At 68.1% G+C, this 17,198-nt stretch carries 17 protein-coding genes and 1 pseudogene; 7 read left to right on the top strand and 11 right to left on the bottom strand.

What is annotated here, in order from left to right:
* Positions 1 to 26: 26 nt before the first annotated feature.
* The 3 genes and pseudogenes from STRNI_RS08325 to STRNI_RS08315 form a co-directional block, all read right to left on the bottom strand.
* Positions 27 to 161, bottom strand: coding sequence for a hypothetical protein (locus STRNI_RS08325; RefSeq protein ID WP_277410848.1), 135 nt, complete (start codon positions 159 to 161; stop codon positions 27 to 29).
* A 353-nt stretch (positions 162 to 514) separates the two neighbouring features.
* Positions 515 to 889 carry a hypothetical protein gene (locus STRNI_RS08320; RefSeq protein WP_109893818.1) on the bottom strand — a complete coding sequence of 125 codons (375 nt, stop codon included), beginning with the start codon at positions 887 to 889 and terminating at the stop codon, positions 515 to 517.
* 118 nt (positions 890 to 1,007) lie between these two features.
* Positions 1,008 to 1,253 (bottom strand): annotated as a pseudogene (locus STRNI_RS08315) (GntR family transcriptional regulator); the annotation flags it as partial.
* 253 nt (positions 1,254 to 1,506) lie between these two features.
* Between STRNI_RS08315 and STRNI_RS08310 the strand changes: the two are divergent.
* Positions 1,507 to 2,658, top strand: a complete 1,152-nt coding sequence (locus STRNI_RS08310) for an ABC transporter substrate-binding protein (RefSeq protein WP_148588564.1) — start codon at positions 1,507 to 1,509, stop codon at positions 2,656 to 2,658.
* Positions 2,659 to 2,964: 306 nt separating this feature from the next.
* Here the strand turns inward: STRNI_RS08310 and STRNI_RS08305 are convergent, their stop codons facing one another.
* Positions 2,965 to 3,786, bottom strand: a complete 822-nt coding sequence (locus STRNI_RS08305) for an APH(3'') family aminoglycoside O-phosphotransferase (protein ID WP_381283959.1) — start codon at positions 3,784 to 3,786, stop codon at positions 2,965 to 2,967.
* A gap of 152 nt (positions 3,787 to 3,938) precedes the next feature.
* Positions 3,939 to 4,139 carry a hypothetical protein gene (locus tag STRNI_RS08300; protein ID WP_277410847.1) on the bottom strand — a complete coding sequence of 67 codons (201 nt, stop codon included), beginning with the start codon at positions 4,137 to 4,139 and terminating at the stop codon, positions 3,939 to 3,941.
* A gap of 407 nt (positions 4,140 to 4,546) precedes the next feature.
* Here STRNI_RS08300 and STRNI_RS08295 point away from each other — a divergent pair, with 407 nt between their 5' ends.
* Positions 4,547 to 4,882: a hypothetical protein gene (locus tag STRNI_RS08295; RefSeq protein ID WP_277410846.1), complete on the top strand. Its 336-nt coding sequence runs from the start codon at positions 4,547 to 4,549 to the stop codon at positions 4,880 to 4,882.
* A 165-nt stretch (positions 4,883 to 5,047) separates the two neighbouring features.
* Entirely contained in the window at positions 5,048 to 5,821 is a 774-nt protein-coding gene (locus STRNI_RS08290) for a DUF5707 domain-containing protein (RefSeq protein WP_018092842.1), read from the top strand.
* Positions 5,822 to 5,981: 160 nt separating this feature from the next.
* Here the strand turns inward: STRNI_RS08290 and STRNI_RS08285 are convergent, their stop codons facing one another.
* A complete protein-coding gene (locus tag STRNI_RS08285; protein WP_159485348.1) occupies positions 5,982 to 6,218 on the bottom strand; it encodes a hypothetical protein in 237 nt (78 codons plus the stop codon).
* Between the two features lie 341 nt (positions 6,219 to 6,559).
* On the opposite strand from STRNI_RS08285, the gene STRNI_RS08280 reads away from it, so the two are divergent.
* Positions 6,560 to 7,366 carry a pyridoxamine 5'-phosphate oxidase family protein gene (locus STRNI_RS08280; RefSeq protein ID WP_266444362.1) on the top strand — a complete coding sequence of 269 codons (807 nt, stop codon included), beginning with the start codon at positions 6,560 to 6,562 and terminating at the stop codon, positions 7,364 to 7,366.
* Between the two features lie 198 nt (positions 7,367 to 7,564).
* Here STRNI_RS08280 and efeU read toward each other — a convergent pair whose 3' ends face one another.
* From efeU to STRNI_RS08265, 3 genes are read right to left on the bottom strand one after another with little or no spacing between them, the layout of a single operon-like run.
* On the bottom strand, positions 7,565 to 8,386 hold the full coding sequence (gene efeU, locus STRNI_RS08275) for an iron uptake transporter permease EfeU (RefSeq protein ID WP_018092845.1): 822 nt from the start codon (positions 8,384 to 8,386) through the stop codon (positions 7,565 to 7,567).
* A 43-nt stretch (positions 8,387 to 8,429) separates the two neighbouring features.
* Positions 8,430 to 9,056 carry a hypothetical protein gene (locus tag STRNI_RS08270; protein ID WP_159485342.1) on the bottom strand — a complete coding sequence of 209 codons (627 nt, stop codon included), beginning with the start codon at positions 9,054 to 9,056 and terminating at the stop codon, positions 8,430 to 8,432.
* A gap of 2 nt (positions 9,057 to 9,058) precedes the next feature.
* Positions 9,059 to 9,661, bottom strand: coding sequence for an iron transporter (locus STRNI_RS08265; RefSeq protein WP_159485340.1), 603 nt, complete (start codon positions 9,659 to 9,661; stop codon positions 9,059 to 9,061).
* 270 nt (positions 9,662 to 9,931) lie between these two features.
* On the opposite strand from STRNI_RS08265, the gene STRNI_RS08260 reads away from it, so the two are divergent.
* Positions 9,932 to 10,333: a cupredoxin domain-containing protein gene (locus STRNI_RS08260; RefSeq protein ID WP_229838429.1), complete on the top strand. Its 402-nt coding sequence runs from the start codon at positions 9,932 to 9,934 to the stop codon at positions 10,331 to 10,333.
* Positions 10,334 to 10,735: 402 nt separating this feature from the next.
* Positions 10,736 to 11,149 (top strand): hypothetical protein, encoded by a 414-nt coding sequence (locus STRNI_RS41560; RefSeq protein WP_381684750.1) that lies wholly within the window; start codon positions 10,736 to 10,738, stop codon positions 11,147 to 11,149.
* A gap of 434 nt (positions 11,150 to 11,583) precedes the next feature.
* Here the strand turns inward: STRNI_RS41560 and STRNI_RS08250 are convergent, their stop codons facing one another.
* Positions 11,584 to 12,243 carry a YceI family protein gene (locus STRNI_RS08250; protein ID WP_018092850.1) on the bottom strand — a complete coding sequence of 220 codons (660 nt, stop codon included), beginning with the start codon at positions 12,241 to 12,243 and terminating at the stop codon, positions 11,584 to 11,586.
* A 288-nt stretch (positions 12,244 to 12,531) separates the two neighbouring features.
* Positions 12,532 to 13,875 (bottom strand): serine/threonine-protein kinase, encoded by a 1,344-nt coding sequence (locus tag STRNI_RS08245; RefSeq protein ID WP_277410845.1) that lies wholly within the window; start codon positions 13,873 to 13,875, stop codon positions 12,532 to 12,534.
* 699 nt (positions 13,876 to 14,574) lie between these two features.
* Between STRNI_RS08245 and STRNI_RS08240 the strand changes: the two genes are divergently transcribed.
* The gene (locus STRNI_RS08240) at positions 14,575 to 17,157 is read left to right on the top strand and encodes a DUF6603 domain-containing protein (RefSeq protein WP_277410844.1); all 2,583 of its coding nucleotides are present in this window, start codon (positions 14,575 to 14,577) and stop codon (positions 17,155 to 17,157) included.
* The last annotated feature ends 41 nt before the right edge of the window (positions 17,158 to 17,198 follow it).

The raw sequence follows: 17,198 nt of genomic DNA, 5'->3' as shown, positions 1-17,198 counted from the left end.
TCCGTCGGCGCTCCGCCTTATCCGAATCAGGCGGCGATCATCCGCTGTCCGCAATCGACCACCTGAGCGGCGACTGCATCCGGTGCGGAGGCGTCGAGATCCAGCCCGTCCCGGTTCAGTCGCAGGCCACCGATCCGCGGGTGGCCGATGTGCTGGGACACGCCTTCACACGCCTTCACACGCCTCTGCGTCGTGGCGGGCCCAGGGCCGATGCTGCTGTACGTCGCTGACGCCACTCATCACTCCCGCCGGACGGTGCGAGCGATGGGGCCGGCATTCATGTCGGCCCCATCGAGTACGACGAGCTCGGCCAGGTTGGTGTTCGCGTCGGGAAGCGTCTTCGAGGGCTCCGCAAGGAAGCCGGCGCAGGCCTGGCGTGAACGGTCGCCTCGCCGGGCTTTGTGCGCCACGGTCCGAGCGAGGCGGGGCGAAGCGCAGCGAGGGCTGTACCCGAGGGAGCTCGTACAGCCCTCCTCATGTGTGCGCTCATATCAGCCGGGGGCGCCGCCTGACCTCAGCGGTCCTCGCAGGCGAGCGTCAGGCACAGCATCATCACCTCGTAGGGGGTGCGGTCGCTCTGTGCGGTGGGTGTCTCCTCGGAGTCCGCGACGAACCGCCACTGCGATGGCTGGGCGTGCTTGGTCTCTCCCTTCTTCTCCACCTCGACGTGGAGTGTGCGGGCCTGCGGATCGTTCGTCTCGACGAGCACTTCGTCGCCACCGACCGAGAAGTGGTCGTGTAACAGGACCAGACCGAACCGGTCCAGGTTGCCGTGCTTCTCCAGCACGGCCTTGATGTCCCTGGCGAACTCCGCGTCCTGTGAGCCGAGCGGTTCTGCGTCTTCGAAGCGAGGAAGGTTGTGCGATGCGCGGCTGGTCTGCGTAGGCATGAGCATCTCCCTTCGACCGCGCTCTGCGGTCTCAAGACACCATAGGCAGATGGTGAGTTGCGGAAGAAGTGCCCGACGGTGGCAGGGGCCCAACGCGAGCCGGACCGCTGCTGGGACTCAACTCGGCGAAGGTCTGGGGGCTGCGGCGGCTCGTCAGGATTACGCGGCGCACGCCCTGCCGTGATCCTGGTGGGCCCCTCGACGGTCAGGGCCGCGACGGCCCGGCCTGGCGGACCGTACCGCGCGAGACGCTGTGGCGCGGTGCGAGGTCGACCTCCGTGGGGAGCGGACTGCCGACCGCGTAGTCCTCGCGATCGATCGCCCGCCGCAGCTCCTCGGCGATCTCCTCGTGTCGTGCCGCCATATCCCCTCACTCGCACAGAGTGGTGCTCTATGTGCGCAGCGCGACCAGCGTGGATGAGGCACCGTGACACGTCCCTGCGTGCCACAAATGTGCAGGAATGGTGGCCAAGAGTTTCGAAGATGTTACGGACCAGACATCGACGGCGTGCCTACTATGGCCAACTTGTTCAGACGAGTTATTCGCACAAGTTCTCACCCCCCACGCGAATCCCGTGTGTCCCCTGTGCCCCCTTGTGTACCCCTCTGGAGAGACCGTGACCGAGATCCTGCCGAGAGCCGCCGTCCTTACCGGCGGTCTCGTCGCCGCCACACTCGCCCTCAGCGCCTGTAGCGCGGGCTCCGACGCGTCGACCAACGCCGACGGAGAGAGCGCGGCCACCGCGATCACGGCCGAGGACTTCGGGGGCATGGACGCGCTCGTCAAGGCAGCCAAAGAGGAAGGCACGCTGAACGCCATCGCGCTTCCCCGCGACTGGGCCAATTACGGTGCGCTGATCGACGGCTTCGAGAAGAAGTACGGCATCAAGGTCAAGGTGGAGAACCCGGACGGTGCCAGCCAGGACGAGATCAACGCCGTCACCTCCCGCAAGGGCCAGGACGGGGCGCCCGACGTCCTCGACCTCGGCAGCTCCTTCGCGTACAGCGCCGCCCAGAAGAATCTGCTGGCGCAGTACATGGTCGCCGATTTCATTGACATCCCCGACGGCCAGAAGGACACGATGAGCCGCTGGTACAACGGCTACGGCGGCTATATCTCCATCGGCTGCGATGCGAATCGCGTGAAGACCTGTCCCACCACCTTCAAGGAACTGCTCAAGCCGGAATACAAGGGGAAGGTCGCGCTCAACGGCAACCCCACCCAGTCGGGTTCGGCCTTCGGCAGTGTGTACGCGGCCGCCCTCGCCAACGGCGGTTCCTTCGACTACATCCAGCCCGGCCTCGACTTCTTCGCCAAGCTCAAAAAGAACGGCAACTACACGCCCGTCCAGTCCACCTCGGCCACCATCACGAAGGGCAAGACGCCGATCGTCCTCGACTGGGACTACCTCAACGCCAGGTACTCCGACGAGTTCAAGAGCAAGGGACTCGACTGGCAGGTCACCGTCCCAGAGGACGGTAAGTTCTCGCAGTACTACTCGCAGGCCATCAACGAGGACGCCCCGCACCCGGCGGCCGCCCGACTGTGGCAGGAGTACCTCTACAGCGCCGAGGGCCAGAACCTCTGGCTCAAGGGCTACGCCCGCCCGGCTCTGATGGCCGCCATGGAGGAGGACGGCACGCTCGACAAGACCGCGGCCGCCAAGCTGCCGAAGGTCTCCGGCACGCCGAGATTCCCGACCGAGTCGCAGCTGGGCCACGCCAAGGATGACATCGCCCAGGGCTGGGGCAAGCTCGTCTCCCGATAACCGCGACTCTCACCTCGCCGGTGGCCGACGCGGTGCCCGCCGTTCCTTCGGAGCGGTGGCGCCGCGCGGCCGGCAGTGTCAGTAGCCAGCACACCCCGCCCGGCGACTCCCCGGCGCACGTGTGCCGGCCTGCGTCCCAGCCCCGCGCCGAGGATGCCGCACGGTGCTGCGGACCGCATCCGCGCTCGGGATGCCCACCCTGCACGTCTCCGTACCGGACGTGTTCGCCGACTGGGTCTGGTGGCTGTCCACGACGCCCGGCCGGCTGGGCTGTCAGCCGCTCGGCCGTACCACGGAGGAATGGGCTCACCCCCAGGTGAGGGGGTCGAGGTGCAGATAGAACCGCTCGCGGTCACGGTCGAGGGTGATGCCGTACCGGTCGGCGAACGTCTCCTCCGCCGAGTCCGCCTGCTGATCGTCCGTCCACTTCTCCAGTCGGGCCGAGGCGAGCAGGAGCGCGATGTCGGCGTAGGGGTCGGCCCGTCCGAGGCGCCCCAGGTCGATGAAGCCCGCCACCGTCAGTGCCTCCGGGTCGAGGATGATGTTGGGCAGGCACAGGTCGCCATGGCAGACGACGGTCTCTGCGGTCTCCTGCGCCAGGCGGTGTTCGAGCTGTGCGGCGAGGCGCGCGAGCAACTCGTCCGGAGGGGTTTGCTGCTGCTCCACGGGGAGGAACTCTGACTTCACCGCACCACGCGCGACGACGTCACGTGCTGCGGCGTACATCTGGGTGAGGTCGCGGGAGAAGGGACACTGCTGCGCGGGCAGGGCGTGCAGCTGCCGCACGGCTTCCGCGATCGGCTCCCACGCCGTCATGAGCGCCGGAGCCGACACACGGTCGGCGGGGACTCCTGCGACAGCGCTGGTCAGCAGAGCCGCGCCGGCCGTGTCGACGCGCCAGTCGAGTACCCGTGGACCGGGTACCCCCTGCCTGCTGAGCCAGTCGACGCGGTCCCGCTCTGCCTCCAACGAGGTCACACCCTCGGCAGGGACGCACTTGGCGTATCGCGAGCCGTCCTCCGTGCGGAAGACGCTGGCCTCGGACTCGCCATCAGTGACGGGCTCCCACCGGCCGCTGTCTCGGTTGGCATGCAGCAACGTCCGGAATGCGGAGAATGAATCGATCACGCCGCCAAATCTAACCTGAATGCCCCAATACGGCGGGGTAATTAACGTTGAACGGCAGTCGGTTACCACCACGCACCCAGGGGCGCGACATCGCGCACACCGCACAGGCCACCACCGCCGACACAGATGTCCTCGGGGGCAATGCCTCACACTCAGCCGCTGAGTTCCCGGGCGTTGACGATGACCTTCTCGACCGCCAGGGCTATGTCGTCGATGTCATTGAGCGGTGCCAGAAGAACCTCGTGCCCGAAGCTCAACACGCTCTCGTGAATGCGCTTGGAGGCGGGGAGGCCGAACCGGGAGGGCTTCACCCGCGCCATGTACTCGGTGCCGGTGGCGAACCTGGTATCCACCGCCGCAACAGGCACTGTCAACCGCACACGAGGGATGAGGCCGGCGCGGGCGGGGGCTCCAGAGGGGAGTAGCGCCGCCCGCGCCGGGCGGCGGATCCGCTCGGCACGGGGGGAACCGTCGGATCCGTATGGGCCGATGACCAGTCGGCTACTTCTACTGCGTCACCGGTTAATTCCTCGTTACACCCGCACGGCCAGGTGCCCGGAAGAGCGCAAATGTCCTTACGTATCGGACGTATCGCACGGCCGAGTAACGTGACAGCACCCTGCGACGCAGAACGGCATACGGGCGCGCATGGTCGTCCCCGTAGGCGATTACGGTCAGGGTGACTCCTGTGGGGGGTGGCCACCCTGGCCGTGCTCGCGCCCCGCTGCCGAGGCGCTGCGTGCGTCAGATTGCGATTCCCATGAGCCACAGCTTCGAACCCGTGCCTGTACATGATCGGTACTCCCGTAGCGGGGGCGGCACCCCCGCACAGCGGACAGCCCTGATCGTCCACACGATTGCCGACATAGCCGCCGCGTTCTTGGGGCTGTGGATCCTGCTCTACCTGCTGGAAGCGAACCAGGCCAACGTCTTCGTCCAGTTCGTGAAGAGCGTGGCGGACTCGCTCGCCTGGTGGGCGCGGGACATCTTCACCATGGACACCGAAGGGCTGCGCGTCGCCCTCAACTACGGTCTGCCTGCCGCGATCTATCTGCTGGTCGGACACCTGATCGCCGGGCGGGTGCGCCGCCTCTGACCAGTGACGCGGCAGAACGGGTCCGCCCCCGGGGCGGACGGGTTCCCCCGGGGCCCGGTGTGATCGACCAGCCGTTGTGCGGGTGTGGCTGTCTGCTTACAGTTGGCGCCTCATTCTTCGCCCGCCGTGCAACCGGCGGGCTTCTTCTGCACACTGGGGAGATTCATGCGCAAGCGCGCAATCTTCGCTGTACTCGGCGCTGCCGTCGCGTTGGGCGGCTCCACCGCCGTCGCGTACGGGGACGAGACCGTCGGTGACGTCCAGATCACCACTGCCGCCGTCAGTGGCGGCAAGGACATCGCGATGGGCCTCGCCGACAAGACGGTCACGGTGTCGGTGACCGCCACCGACCCCTCAGGCATCTGGGACGCCGACTTCCATCTCTGGCGCGGCACCGACCCGGACAACCCGGACGGCTACCTCAAGCCGAACGAGGACACCACCCCGGCGGACTGCGTCGCCTCCTCAGCGACCACCTCCACCTGCTCGAAGACCTTCACCTTCGAACCGGACTCGTGGCTGACCAACGCCGACGCCGGAACCTGGAAGGTCGGCATCGAGGTGTGGGCGAACGACGACAGCCGGGCGGTGCGGGACGCCTACACCACCGTCCGGCTCCAGCGCTTTTCCAAGCTGACCGTCAACGCGAGCCCGGAGCCGATAGCCGCCGGCAAGCCCCTTACGGTCACCGGAAGGCTGACCCGGGCCAACTGGGACACCGACACCTACGCGGGCTACACCGCCCAGCCCGTCAAGCTCCAGTTCCGCAAAGCGGGCACCAGCACCTACAACACCCTCCAGACGGTGAACACCTCCAGCACCGGTGACCTCAAGGCCACCGCCACCGCGTCCGTGGACGGCTACTGGCGCTGGAACTTCGCCGGCACCTCGACCACTCCGGCCGTCAAGGCGACTGGCGACTACGTCGACGTGCAGTAGCGCCCAGCAGTCGTGGCGCCGGGTGCCGTGGAGGCCCCGGCGCCTTGCCTCTCGCAGCACTTCCACGGAGCGGTGAAGCCGCCGAGTCGGCGCGCCCCGGACATTTTCTGGAGTGGAAGTAGCCCGCTTTGAGAACTGTTGCTGAACCGCCTTCGTTTCTTCACAGGTTCGGATTGACGCAACAGGGTGAACGGCGGCGAATTCGTGCGGCTATTCCCTGTCCGGCCAGCAGGTGGATCACGGCTGGCAGAGCGTAATTGAGGAGGGCGCCTACGCCCTCTGTGTGCATGGTGAAAATGTCCTGTGACCACCAAGTCGGCGCATCCGCCACGCCTTTCACAAACTCCACGAAGATGCTCACCTGCAGCGAGCGCATTCGTCCGATACGGGCGCGCATGAGAATTCGCTCGCCTGCGGGTGTGACATTTGATGGGCCGACGGCGCAGACCTGAGTGTGCCGATGATCGTCGGCACACGACGGATCCGAGGTCCCCCCGGCTGCAGGATCCGTGCCCGACGCGGGCGGGGATGTGGCCCCCCCGCTCAGCCCCGCTCGCGTCCGGCATCTACTTCTTGGTATCGGTACGCCATCCGCTTCGCCGAAGCCGGAACTCGGCGGTTGGAGCCTCCCGCTCGGCCGGGACCGGTACGTGGAGAGGTGGCGTCGAGGCGGCGCTCAGGGAGGGCCAGGTGGCGGACCAGATGTCCACGGCAGGCTGGATGCCCACGGTGGATCCCATGCCCGCTGGAGACTGCCGGCTCCCGCCCGGCAGCGAGGGCGAGCGTGAACTCCAGGAGCGCATGGGCACCACCGCACGCGCTGACAAGTTCTACGACGAGCAGGTCCTGGACCGGCTCAACACCAGGATGCGGGACTTCGTGGCGCGCCAGGAGATGTGCTTCCTGGCCACCTCCGACCGGCACGGTGAGTGCGACAGCACTTTCCGGGCCGGTCCGCCCGGCTTCCTCCAGGTCCTCGACGACAGGACGCTGGTCTACCCCGAGTACCGGGGCAACGGCGTGCTCGCCAGCCTCGGCAACATCGAGGAAAACCCCCATGTCGGTCTCCTGATGATCGACTTTCTGAAGGACCGGATCGGCCTGCACGTCAATGGGCGGGCCCGAATCGTCTCCGACGAGGAGATGCGCCGCGCCCAGCCCGAGCTGCCGGTCGACCCCGTGCCCGGGCGCCGAGCCCAGCTGTGGGTCGAGATCACGGTTGAGGAGGCGTACATCCACTGCGCCAAGCACATTCCGCACCTGCAGAAGGCGTCGGCCGAGCAGCGCCAGAGGCAGGCGTGGGGCACGGACGGCTTCAAGCGCAAGGGCGGGGACTTCTTCGGTGCGGCGGCCGACGCCCCGGACCGCCCTCCGTACCAGCCGCGGCGGCGCATGCGTGACGTTCCGTCGTGGACGCAGGCGGGGCCGCTGACGAGGTCCGCTGTATGGCAGCGCTCGGTTCAGCGGCTGCTGGCGGCGGTGGCGCGGCGGGCCCCCAACGCGGAGGAGGGGAGCGAGGGGGCCTTTCGAGGCTGGTTCTGCTAGCCAAAGCCTGTTGCTGGACGCTGGTGAAGCGAGTGTGTGACGGTCCGCCCCGCGCTCGCTGGAATCCAGGTGGCGTACGAGCACGATGGTGGCGGATCGGCGCCACGCTCCGGCGGCTCCTCTTGGCGTCGGGTCTATCTGGTGCGGGCAGTTCCGACACCGGATGGGCGACGTGGCCGTCCGCATCCGGCGAGGGGCTTATGCCGGGGCCGGTGCCTCTTTGGCGGGCTGAGGGCGCAGGAACCAGTACAGGACGGGTGCCAGATAGAGCGCCCAGGCGGTGGCCTGGAGCACGCTCGGGTTGGGCTGGAAGTTGAAGATGCCCTTGAGCAGGGTGCCGTACCAGCTGTCGGGAGGGATGGTCGCGCTGATGTCGAAGAGCCGGTCGTCCAGGCCGGGGAGGAGGTCGGCCTCCTGTAGGTCGTGGATGCCGTAGGCGAGGACGCCTGCTGCCACGACGACCAGCAGGGCGCCGGTCCAGGTGAAGAACTTCGCCAGGTTGATGCGCAGTGCGCCGCGGTAGAAGAGCCAGCCCAGCGTGACGGCCGAGAGCAGTCCGAGGGCGGCTCCGAGCACCGGCTGTGCGCCGTCGCCCGTCGACTGGACGGCAGACCATATGAACAGCGCCGTCTCCAGGCCCTCACGGCCGACCGCAAGGAATGCGGTGGCGACCAGCGCGCCGGTGCCGATGGCCAGGGCTTCGTTCAGCTTGCCCTGCAGCTCGGCCTTGAGGTGCCGGGCGGTGCGGCGCATCCAGAAGACCATCCAGGTGACCAGCCCGACGGCCACGATGGACAGGGCGCCGCCGAGCGCCTCCTGTGCCTCGAAGGTCAGTTGGGAGGAGCCGAATTGCAGTACCGCGCCCACGGCCAGGCTCAGGCCGACGGCGATGCCCACACCGAGCCAGATCGGCGGCAGTTTGCTGCGGTTGTCGGTCTTGACGAGGTAGGCGACGAGGATGCAGACCACGAGGCTGGCTTCCAGGCCCTCGCGCAGGCCGATCAGATAGTTGGCGAGCACGCCGGTCTCCTAGCGAAGATCATGAAGATCGTGAGGTGTCGGTTCAGGGGTGGCTGTTGAGGAACCCGATGACGCTGGCGCCCCACCATCCGCCCTGGGAGATCGTGGCGGCGATCCCCGTCTGCATCAGCAGGCGTCGAGGTACGCGTCCGGGGTGCTCCTGCACATGCCTCAGGCGCTGGCCGAGCCAGTGCGCGTAGAGGCCGTTGAGCATGACGGCGAGGACGAGTCCGAGCTTGACCAAGGTCAGCGGGGATGACAGGTCCGGGCGGAGGAACAGCCCGCTGAGGACGAGTCCGCCCAGTCCCAGCCAGATCGGTGTGTGCAGCGCACAGGCGGTCTGGAGGACATCGCTCAGACGGCGACGTCCGAGCAGCCAGAGCAGGGCGAACCAGTCGACGGCGAGCACGGCACCCAGCCCGACGATGAGCGCCGCGAGGTGGAGGAAGCGGGCTGCGGCCTGCAACGGCGGGTCGGGGTGGACATGGGAGGCCGTCCAGCAGGCTGCTGCCAGGACCGCGCACGCCACGACGCCCAGGGCGACCAGCGCCCACGGCGGTGTCGGAGCGCCGTCGGGGCCCTCGTCTTCGACGGCGAGGGCCGGCCGCCCCGGTTCCCCGGCCGGCCGGGGTCCGAGTGCAGCCTGGCCTCTGGCGGAGGTGGATTGCACCGTCAGCTCTCCGGCTTGAGTTCCACGTTGCGGAACGTGGCCGTGGCCCCCTCGCCGAGCGCGGGCTTCTCGCCGCTGGCGCCGTGCCGCAGGAACGTCGGGGTGTCGAGCTTCGCGCGGAGGGTGTACTTACCGGCCTTGGGTATCGAGAAGTTGTTGGCGTAGTGGAAGAACTCCGAGTAGTAGAAGTTCAGTTCCTTGGCCTGGACGACCTTGCCGTCCTTGTTGACCACTTCGAGCGTGATGGGCACGTCGGGCACGATGCGGCCGGTCTTGGCCTCCATCGGGATGATCTCGATGTGGTGGGTCTCGTCCTTGGCCGGGGCCCGGTGGACCTGCTTGCCGTGTGTGCCGTGCTCCGCGTGGAACCACGGCTCGGCCGCCTCGACGATGTAGCCGACGTTGTAGTCGCCCACGCGCATCTTGCCGCCCCTGGCCGCGATCTCCGCCGCCAGCACGGTGTGCTGGTGCGCGACGCCGGCCGGGGCTGTCTCCTTCGACTCGCTCCGGGCGGCGGGCTTCTTGTCCGAATCGGCGCCACCGCAGGCGGTCAGGACAAGAGCGAGTGGCACCGCGAGGCACACGGCGGGTACGAATCTGGGCATGGCTGAATCCCTTCGGGCTGGAGGTGAGGTTAGGCGAACCTAAGTATATGAAGCGTTCCAGTCAACCCCTCTCGTAATTCGGGCATTAGCGAGTGAAGCGGGCGATATTCGTGGGAACGGACCGCCGCTTTCGTGGGAGTTGTGCAGAGTCGAGCCGTTGGTGACGCTCAGGAAGTGCCGATGGTTGGGCGGGATTTGGACAACTCGGCCGCTCTGTTGCCTACACTGCGTCCGCCTACCCCCGCCTCCGCCCTCCCAGGGAGAACCCTCATGACGCTTCGCATGTCCCAGCCCATGGCCGCGGCCCTGCTCGCCGCCGGAGCACTCGCCGCCCTGACCGGCTGCGCCGAGAAGAGCCAGAGCGGCGACTCGAAGTCGGGGGCCATCGCCGTCGAGGCCACCGACGACGCCTGCAAACTCTCCAGGACTTCTGCCAAGGCCGGGCCCATCGCCTTCAAGGTCTCCAACCAAGGCAGCAAGATCACCGAGTTCTACCTCTACGGACCCGACCGAAAGGTCGTCAGCGAGGTCGAGGGCATCGGCCCCGGCACCTCCCGCACGATGAGCGTGAAGGTGTCCGAGCCCGGGGCGTACGCCACGGCATGCAAGCCAGGCATGGTGGGTGACGGGATTCGAGGCAAGTTCACCGTCACGGCCAAGCAGCACGGATGAACTGACTCCGTACGTGGTGCGATCGGGGCATCGAGGCGTCGCGGCGTCTGCGGTGAGGCAGCCGCGGCCGGGTGTGACACTTTCGCCCGGCGCGCCGCAGTGGGGAGTGCCGATCGCTATCGGCCGCGTGGTGCCTTGATGTCTGCGGCCCCCCGCCTCAAGTTGCCGCGGGCGGCCCCCAGTCGGCCGCCCGCGCCATTGACCTGTCGATTGTGAGGTGGCGGTCCGAGGGCATCGATGTGAAATGGCGGTGAAGGGAGTTTCGGAATCGTCCGACGGGAAATGCGCGGAAGCGTGAGTTACCCCAATGAAGGCATACCGCAAAATCGCCCCTACGACTCCGGTCGAAACTCTCCCTACCACGGCGGACCGAACTCGCCGGATCCCGGTGAGACGGCTCCGCTGCCGTTTGTCGAGGCGCCCGCCCCGCATCGCAGCAATTCACCCTCGCCCTACGACCCCGCCCCAGCCGGTCCGTACAACGCCGTTCCGAACACAAACTCCGATGCCAGAAGGAGTGGGAGAGGGAACCGGCGAGGCCACGGAGCGGATCGACTCGCCTTGATCATTCACAGCCTCGCGGATGTCGCCGCGGCATTCCTCGGGCTGTGGATCCTGCTCTATCTGCTCGAAGCGAATCAGGCTAATGTCTTCGTCGGCTTCGTGCACGGTGTGGCCGACTGGCTCGCTGGCTGGTCGCAGGACATCTTCATCATGGAGACGGAAGGGCTGCGCGTATTCTTCAACTACGCTCTTCCCGCGCTGATTTACCTCGCGGTCGGCCACGGCGCAGCCGCATGGCTGCGACGCCTCTGACTGCGCTTCCGCCGAGCTCAGGGGGCGCAGGCTTCCCGTGCCCCCTGAGCGCCGAGACGAGTGCCCACCCGACTGGCGCACCCATCCCCGCACGTGGTGAATTCGCGGAATTGTTGTACGTGAGGCAGCCGCTGCCAGCGCCCCGTACTTTTTGATCTCGCTCGGGCCCTGTTGTCCCTAAAAGTCAGTGGGGTCCGCGAGTTCGCAGAAACTGAATGTTGTTCGGCCTGAACTCAAGGGTGGGTTGGAGGGAGTCACCAGCATGTCAGTTGCACCACCCCCTCCCCGGGAGGAGGGGCCCAAGCAGCCGATGGGAGCCCTGCTGGCTCTCCCCCTCCCAGCGGTAATGCAGCACCAACGCCAGAAGGCGCGTTAACGCAGCTCGCCTCGTCGAGGGTGTGGGCGTGCCGAACGGAGGGGGCCTTCCGGGGCAACTACGCCACAGGCATGGACCGGATCGCGGAGATATCGAACTGCAGCCGGACTTTCTCGCTCACCATGGCGCCGCCCGCTTCCAGGCGTTGGTTGTAGACCAAGCCCCAATCGGTGCGGTCGATGGTGGTGGTGGCGTCAAAGCCGGCCCGCTCGTAGCCGAATGGGTCCAAGACCGAGCCGAGGTAGTCGAGTTGCAGCTCGACCGGACGGGTGATGTCGCGGATCGTCAGATCCCCTGTCATGCGGAAGCTCTCTGCGCCCTCGTGGATCGTGGAGGTGCTGCGGAACACCATCTCCGGGTAGCGGTGTGCGTCGAAGAAGTCGGTGCCGATGAGGTGTGCGTCCCGCTGTTCTACGCCCGTGTCGACGCTGGCGACCCGAATGACGAGTTCGGCCCGGGATTGGGAGGGCCGGGCTCCGTCGAAATACAGCGTGCTGTCGTAATCGGCGAAAGCACCCCGCACCGTCGTGACCATCGCGTGCCGCACGGAGAAGCCGATGCGACTGTGCGGGCGGTCGATGGTCCATTGCCCGGTCAGCGCACGAAGTGCGGGGTCGAGCGCGACTCCGGTGGCATCGGCCGCCGGGAAGGGCGTACGGGGGCCAACAGCCTGCGTCTGCTCGATCGTCGCGCTCTGGCGACGGCTGAAGATACCCATGCGGTTGTAGCCTCCCTCGAATTGGATTAGTCCGTGCTATCACGGCATTGACATGCGCCACGCAGCGAGATGGGCGGCCTCGTCCGGAATCCATGCCCCCGACTGCAAAGATGCACAGGATCGACACGAAAATGGATGCACTGACGGGCAGTCCGTGATGGGCGGGAATGGCCGGACTCAACGCGCGAGGCGGTAAAGGCCGTTGAGATCGGGGGAGCCCTTCGCCGTACGTCCGAGGTCGCTCGGTCAGAGCCGCACCACGTCACCACACCGCTCGGTACACCCTGGTCAGTGCTTGCCCTTACCTCCGTGCTTGCCCGCTGCCTTGGGGCTCTTGTTGGGGTCGGCCGGTGCCGCCGTCTTCTTGTCGGCGGTCTGCGCAGCGGACGAAGAGGGCGAGGGGGTGGGCGAAGATGAGGGAGCCGTGCCACTCGATGCCGGGGACGGTGAAAGGGAAGGGTTCACAAGCGCGGACGGCTCAGCCTGCGGCACCTGCGCCGTACCGGTGTCGGGCGAGAACCACGTCAAGCCGGCGAGCAGCGCCACGGAGAACAAGGCGGCACCGCCCAGCAGCGCCACCAGGCGGGAACGGCGGGTCAAGGGCAGGCGAGGGCGGTGCGGCGCGGCCCGGTGCACCGTCGTCTTCCACTCCGTTTCTGCTGCCCGGACAGAGACACCCCCGACAGAGGGGGCAGGTGCGGCGGTGCCTGGTATTGGGGTACCGGGGACGGCGGTGCCCGGGCCGGTGATGTGCGGCCCGCGCACGGCGGAGGGTGCGGGCCTGCGGCCCTGGTTGGGTAGTTCCTGCGGCAGGGGCTCCGGCGTCCCGCGCCAGGCTCCGCGCCCGAACCAGTCCGCCGCCTGATCGGCCGTGGGCCGGTCCTCGGGCTGCTTGGCCAGGAGCCCGAGCAGGTAGCTCTCGAACGCAGGCGGGAGGCTGGCGCCGAGCTGCCGGGGTGGCACGGGGGAGGCGTCGAGGTGCTGGTGGAGGATCGCGAGGGCGGTGTCCGCCTGGAACGGCGGCCGCCCGGTGAGGAGTTGATAGAGCACGCACCCCAGTGCGTACACGTCCGAGGCAGGGCCGGCGGGCCGGCCCAGGGCGCGCTCGGGCGCGAGGTAGAGACTGGTGCCGACGATCTGTCCGGTGGCGGTGAGGGCGGCACCGGGGTCGTCGACGAACCGTGCGATGCCGAAGTCGCCGATCTTCAGCGCACCGTGGGTGTCCAGCAGGAGGTTGGCAGGCTTGATGTCCCGGTGGACAATGTTCTGCCGGTGAGCCGCGGCGAGCCCGGCCGCGGCCTGCGCAGCGATAAGGGCCACGCGCTCGGCAAGCAGCGGGCCGGAACCGGCGAGCCGGGCAAGGCTGTCGCCCTCGACCAGTTCCATCACCAGGAACAGACGGTCCTCGTGCTCGCCGAAGTCGAGGACACCGACCACGTGCGGGTGGTTGAGGCATCCGGCCGTTTGCGCCTCCAGGCGGAAGCGGGAGGCGGCGCTGGGGTCGGAGCCCTGGGGAAGCAGCAGTTTCACCGCCACCGGTCTGCCGAGCGATTCATCGAAGGCCCGCCAGACCTCCCCCACCGCTCCCCGACCGACCACGTCCTGCAGCCGATACCGGCCCGCTATCAGCACCTGTGTTTCATCCTCATGCCATGAGACGTCTCGACCACCGCAGGCCGTAACTCACCACGTGGGTGAGGGTGGGAGGTGCCGCAGCAGCCCCAGCATACCGGCTCCGCAGGTCCCCCTTCCCGGCCCTGGCACTCCTGCCGGAGACCGTGTGCCGGCACCCGCTCCTTGCATCCCAATGGTGTTCTGGTCGGCTATCCGCCTCATCGGCTTCGCTTGCTCTCGCCGAGCGCGACGTCGTCAAGGGAGCGCGGCAACCCCGGTCCGCGGCGCCCTGCGGCTGGATCAGGACAACGAAGGGCGTGGGGTCGTGGTGGAGGGTGGTGGCGACGCTCGGCATCTGTCGTGGACCGCTGCTCCTCGTTCTGTCAGAACGCCGACCGGACGTGGCCGTGGATGCCTTCTGGGTATGGGTGGACGGCTCGTCATCGGTCGTTGGCGGCCAGTGGTGCGCGGCGTGCTCGACCGGCGCACGCGCTTCGGGCGTCCGCCTTCTGCTGTGACGGAAGGGGTGGGTGTTGGCCGCGGGCCCGTTGGCGCAAACTGCCTGGTCGTCCGCCATGTCGGCCAGCGGCCGTGTACTGTCCGTAATCGGTCGATCACGGTCCGGTAGGTCCGATGCCGGGTATGGGGTGTCGCTTCCAGTAGGGCGCTGCGCTGGTCTGCTCTTCCCTTTTGCTGCGGTTCGGAGGCTGGGTCTCTGTGTCAGTACGTGTGGGTGACATCCGGGAAATTCTTCAGCTGGCGGCGCCGGGGGGAGCGGTCGAGATCCCGGCCTCTGTGCTCGATGGCTGCGCGCCCGATGTGGGTCTGGTGTTCCGCGGCGGGGAGCTGCGGGTCGAGGGCGCGGTGTGTGATCCGAAGGAGTTGTGGGTCACCGGTCAGGCCGCCACTACCGCTGGTGCGGCCCTGGTGCCGGTGCGGGTCGCTTTCACCGGCGACGGTGAACTGGTGATTGGGACGCTGGCAACCGCCGATCTCGGTGAGGGCCGCGGGCTGTTGCTGATCGATGGTGCTGCGGCCGGCGCCGAACTTCCCCCCGGGGCCTGGGCGGTGGCGGATGGACGGGCCTTGCGGCTGACCGGACGGGGCCCCGCAGCAGCCCAGACCGATGCCGGGCGGCTGGACGGCCTGGGCCGGTCCCTTCCCCCGGTCCGCCTGCGGACGGCCGCCGAACGTGAACGGGACCGCGGGCCACGGGCCTTGGTGACAGAGCATGGCATCCTCGTCCCCCGGCCGCCGGCGTACCGGCGCGCGGGCGTGCGGGTTCTTGAGTCGCCGATGGTGCGCGGCTGGTCGCCGATCGGCACACCCGGTGGCGGCGACGTCGGCAACGGCATCAGCGTCAACTACGAGAGCCCGCCGCTGCGGATCGCGGGGGCGCTGACCGCCCTGCCGGCCTCCCCGCCCTACAAGGCGGTGATCGGCGGGACGCTGCTGATGGACACCGGCACGTTCAACGGTTCCTTGATGGGTGCGTATGTCGTTCCCGACGGAAACGGGGCCCGGCCGTCGTTGTTCGCCTACGGCTCGCTGGGCAGCGAGACCGGTATCGGTCTGCCCTGCTTCCAGGTACGGGGTATCGCCGCCGGGTTCGGGTGGAACAGCCGGGTGCGGGTCCCGTCGGCGGAGGCCCTGGGCGAATTTCCGTTCCTGGTCGCCCTCGACAACCCGGGCGAGATCGGCGCGGACGAGGACGAGGTCGATCCGCTGTCCGTGCTGAACAAGCTGATCGGCGGCTCCAACCCGTGGGTGCGGCCGCAGGAGGGAGACCTGTGGCTGGCCGCCGGCCTGGCCTTCGACTGCTTCGCCTCCTTGCGTGGCCGCATGATGGCTCTGGTGCAGACCGGATCGGATCTGACGATCAGTCTGCTCGGGGCGGGTGGCGCCGAGCTGCCCACGAAGGGTGACAAGAAGATCGCCCGGGTGGAGATCGGTATCGAGGCGACGCTGCGGCCCATGGCCGGGGAGCTGAGTTTCAGCGCCGGATTCACCGAGAAGACCTTCCTCATCGACCCGAACTGCAAGCTGCGCGGTGGCGTGGGGATGAAGTTCTGGTTCGGCAAGCACCCCAAGGCCGGGGATTTCGCGCTGATCCTTGGTGCCATCCCGCGGGGCCGTGAGCTGCCTGCCCGCTACCCGAAGCAGCAGCCCGCCGGTCTGACCTGGGGCATCGGCGACACGGTCAACATCACCGGCAGCGCCTACGCCGCACTGACGCCGAAGTCGCTGATGGCGGGCGGCGGGCTCGATGTCACCTTCCACGCCGGGCCGCTGCGGGCCTGGCTCCACGCCAGGGTGGATGCCCTCGTGGAGTGGAACCCGTTTTACTTCGATGTGGGCATCGGGGTCCGGGTCGGTGTCTCCGCCACCATCAAGGTGTGGTTCGTCAAGGTCACGATCTCCATCGAGGTCGGGGTCAGCGTGCGGGTGTGGGGGCCCGCGGTGGGCGGGGAGGCCACCGTCCACCTGTGGTTCATCTCCTTCACCATCGGATTCGGCGCCGACCGCCGCAGGGAGCCTCCCGCGCTGGACTGGGGCGGATTCCAAGGCATGCTGCCACCGCCCGCGACCATGGTCCGTACGACCGCGATTTCCGGATACGCCGGTGAGGGCACATCCGCTCCTGCCGCCCGGAGCGCTGTCAAGCCGTGGTTGGTCGACAGCGGCGGCTTCACCTTCACCGCCGACACCCAGGCGCCGGTCAGCAAGGTGTTCCTGGACCGCGACAGCACCATGCCGGTGGAGACCGACCGGACGGTGGACATCCTGCCCATGCAGGTCAAGGGCCGGGACAGCGAGCTGCGCGTGTGGCTCGACTACAACGATGGCACCGAGAGCCTGACGGACTGGGGGCGGACGCTGATCCGCGGGAATGTCGTCAACGGTCTGTGGGGCACGAGCCGGGATCCGGGCGGTGACGGGCTGATCCCCGACCGCATTCTGGGGGTCCGGCTGATCTCGCCCCCGGTGGACTACGGCGAGTCCACCGGGTTCATCGACGAGAAGGGCATCTCGTTCGACCCGATCGCGCCGGACGGCAACCAGCCGCTGTCCGCGGGCGAGGAACCCTCCGGCGCCGACCCGCAGCGCCCCGGCCGAGTGATCGAGAAGATCCAGGACGGTATCGACGCGGCCGGCACCCGCAGCAACCGGTCTGCCCTCACCAGCGCGCTGGGGAGGCTGGGTTCGCAACTCGGCACACTCGATTCGGACTTGAGCGGGTACGCCCGGGCCGCGGGCACCGCCTTCACCGCGAATCCGATGCTGGTGCCCGCCGGCTGATCCGGCGCCGTCCCGTCATTTCTCGCCGGCCGGCCCCCCTT

The sequence above is a fragment of the Streptomyces nigrescens genome (assembly GCF_027626975.1).
Lineage (GTDB): Bacteria > Actinomycetota > Actinomycetes > Streptomycetales > Streptomycetaceae > Streptomyces > Streptomyces nigrescens.
This window is presented reverse-complemented; position numbering and strand designations above follow the sequence as displayed.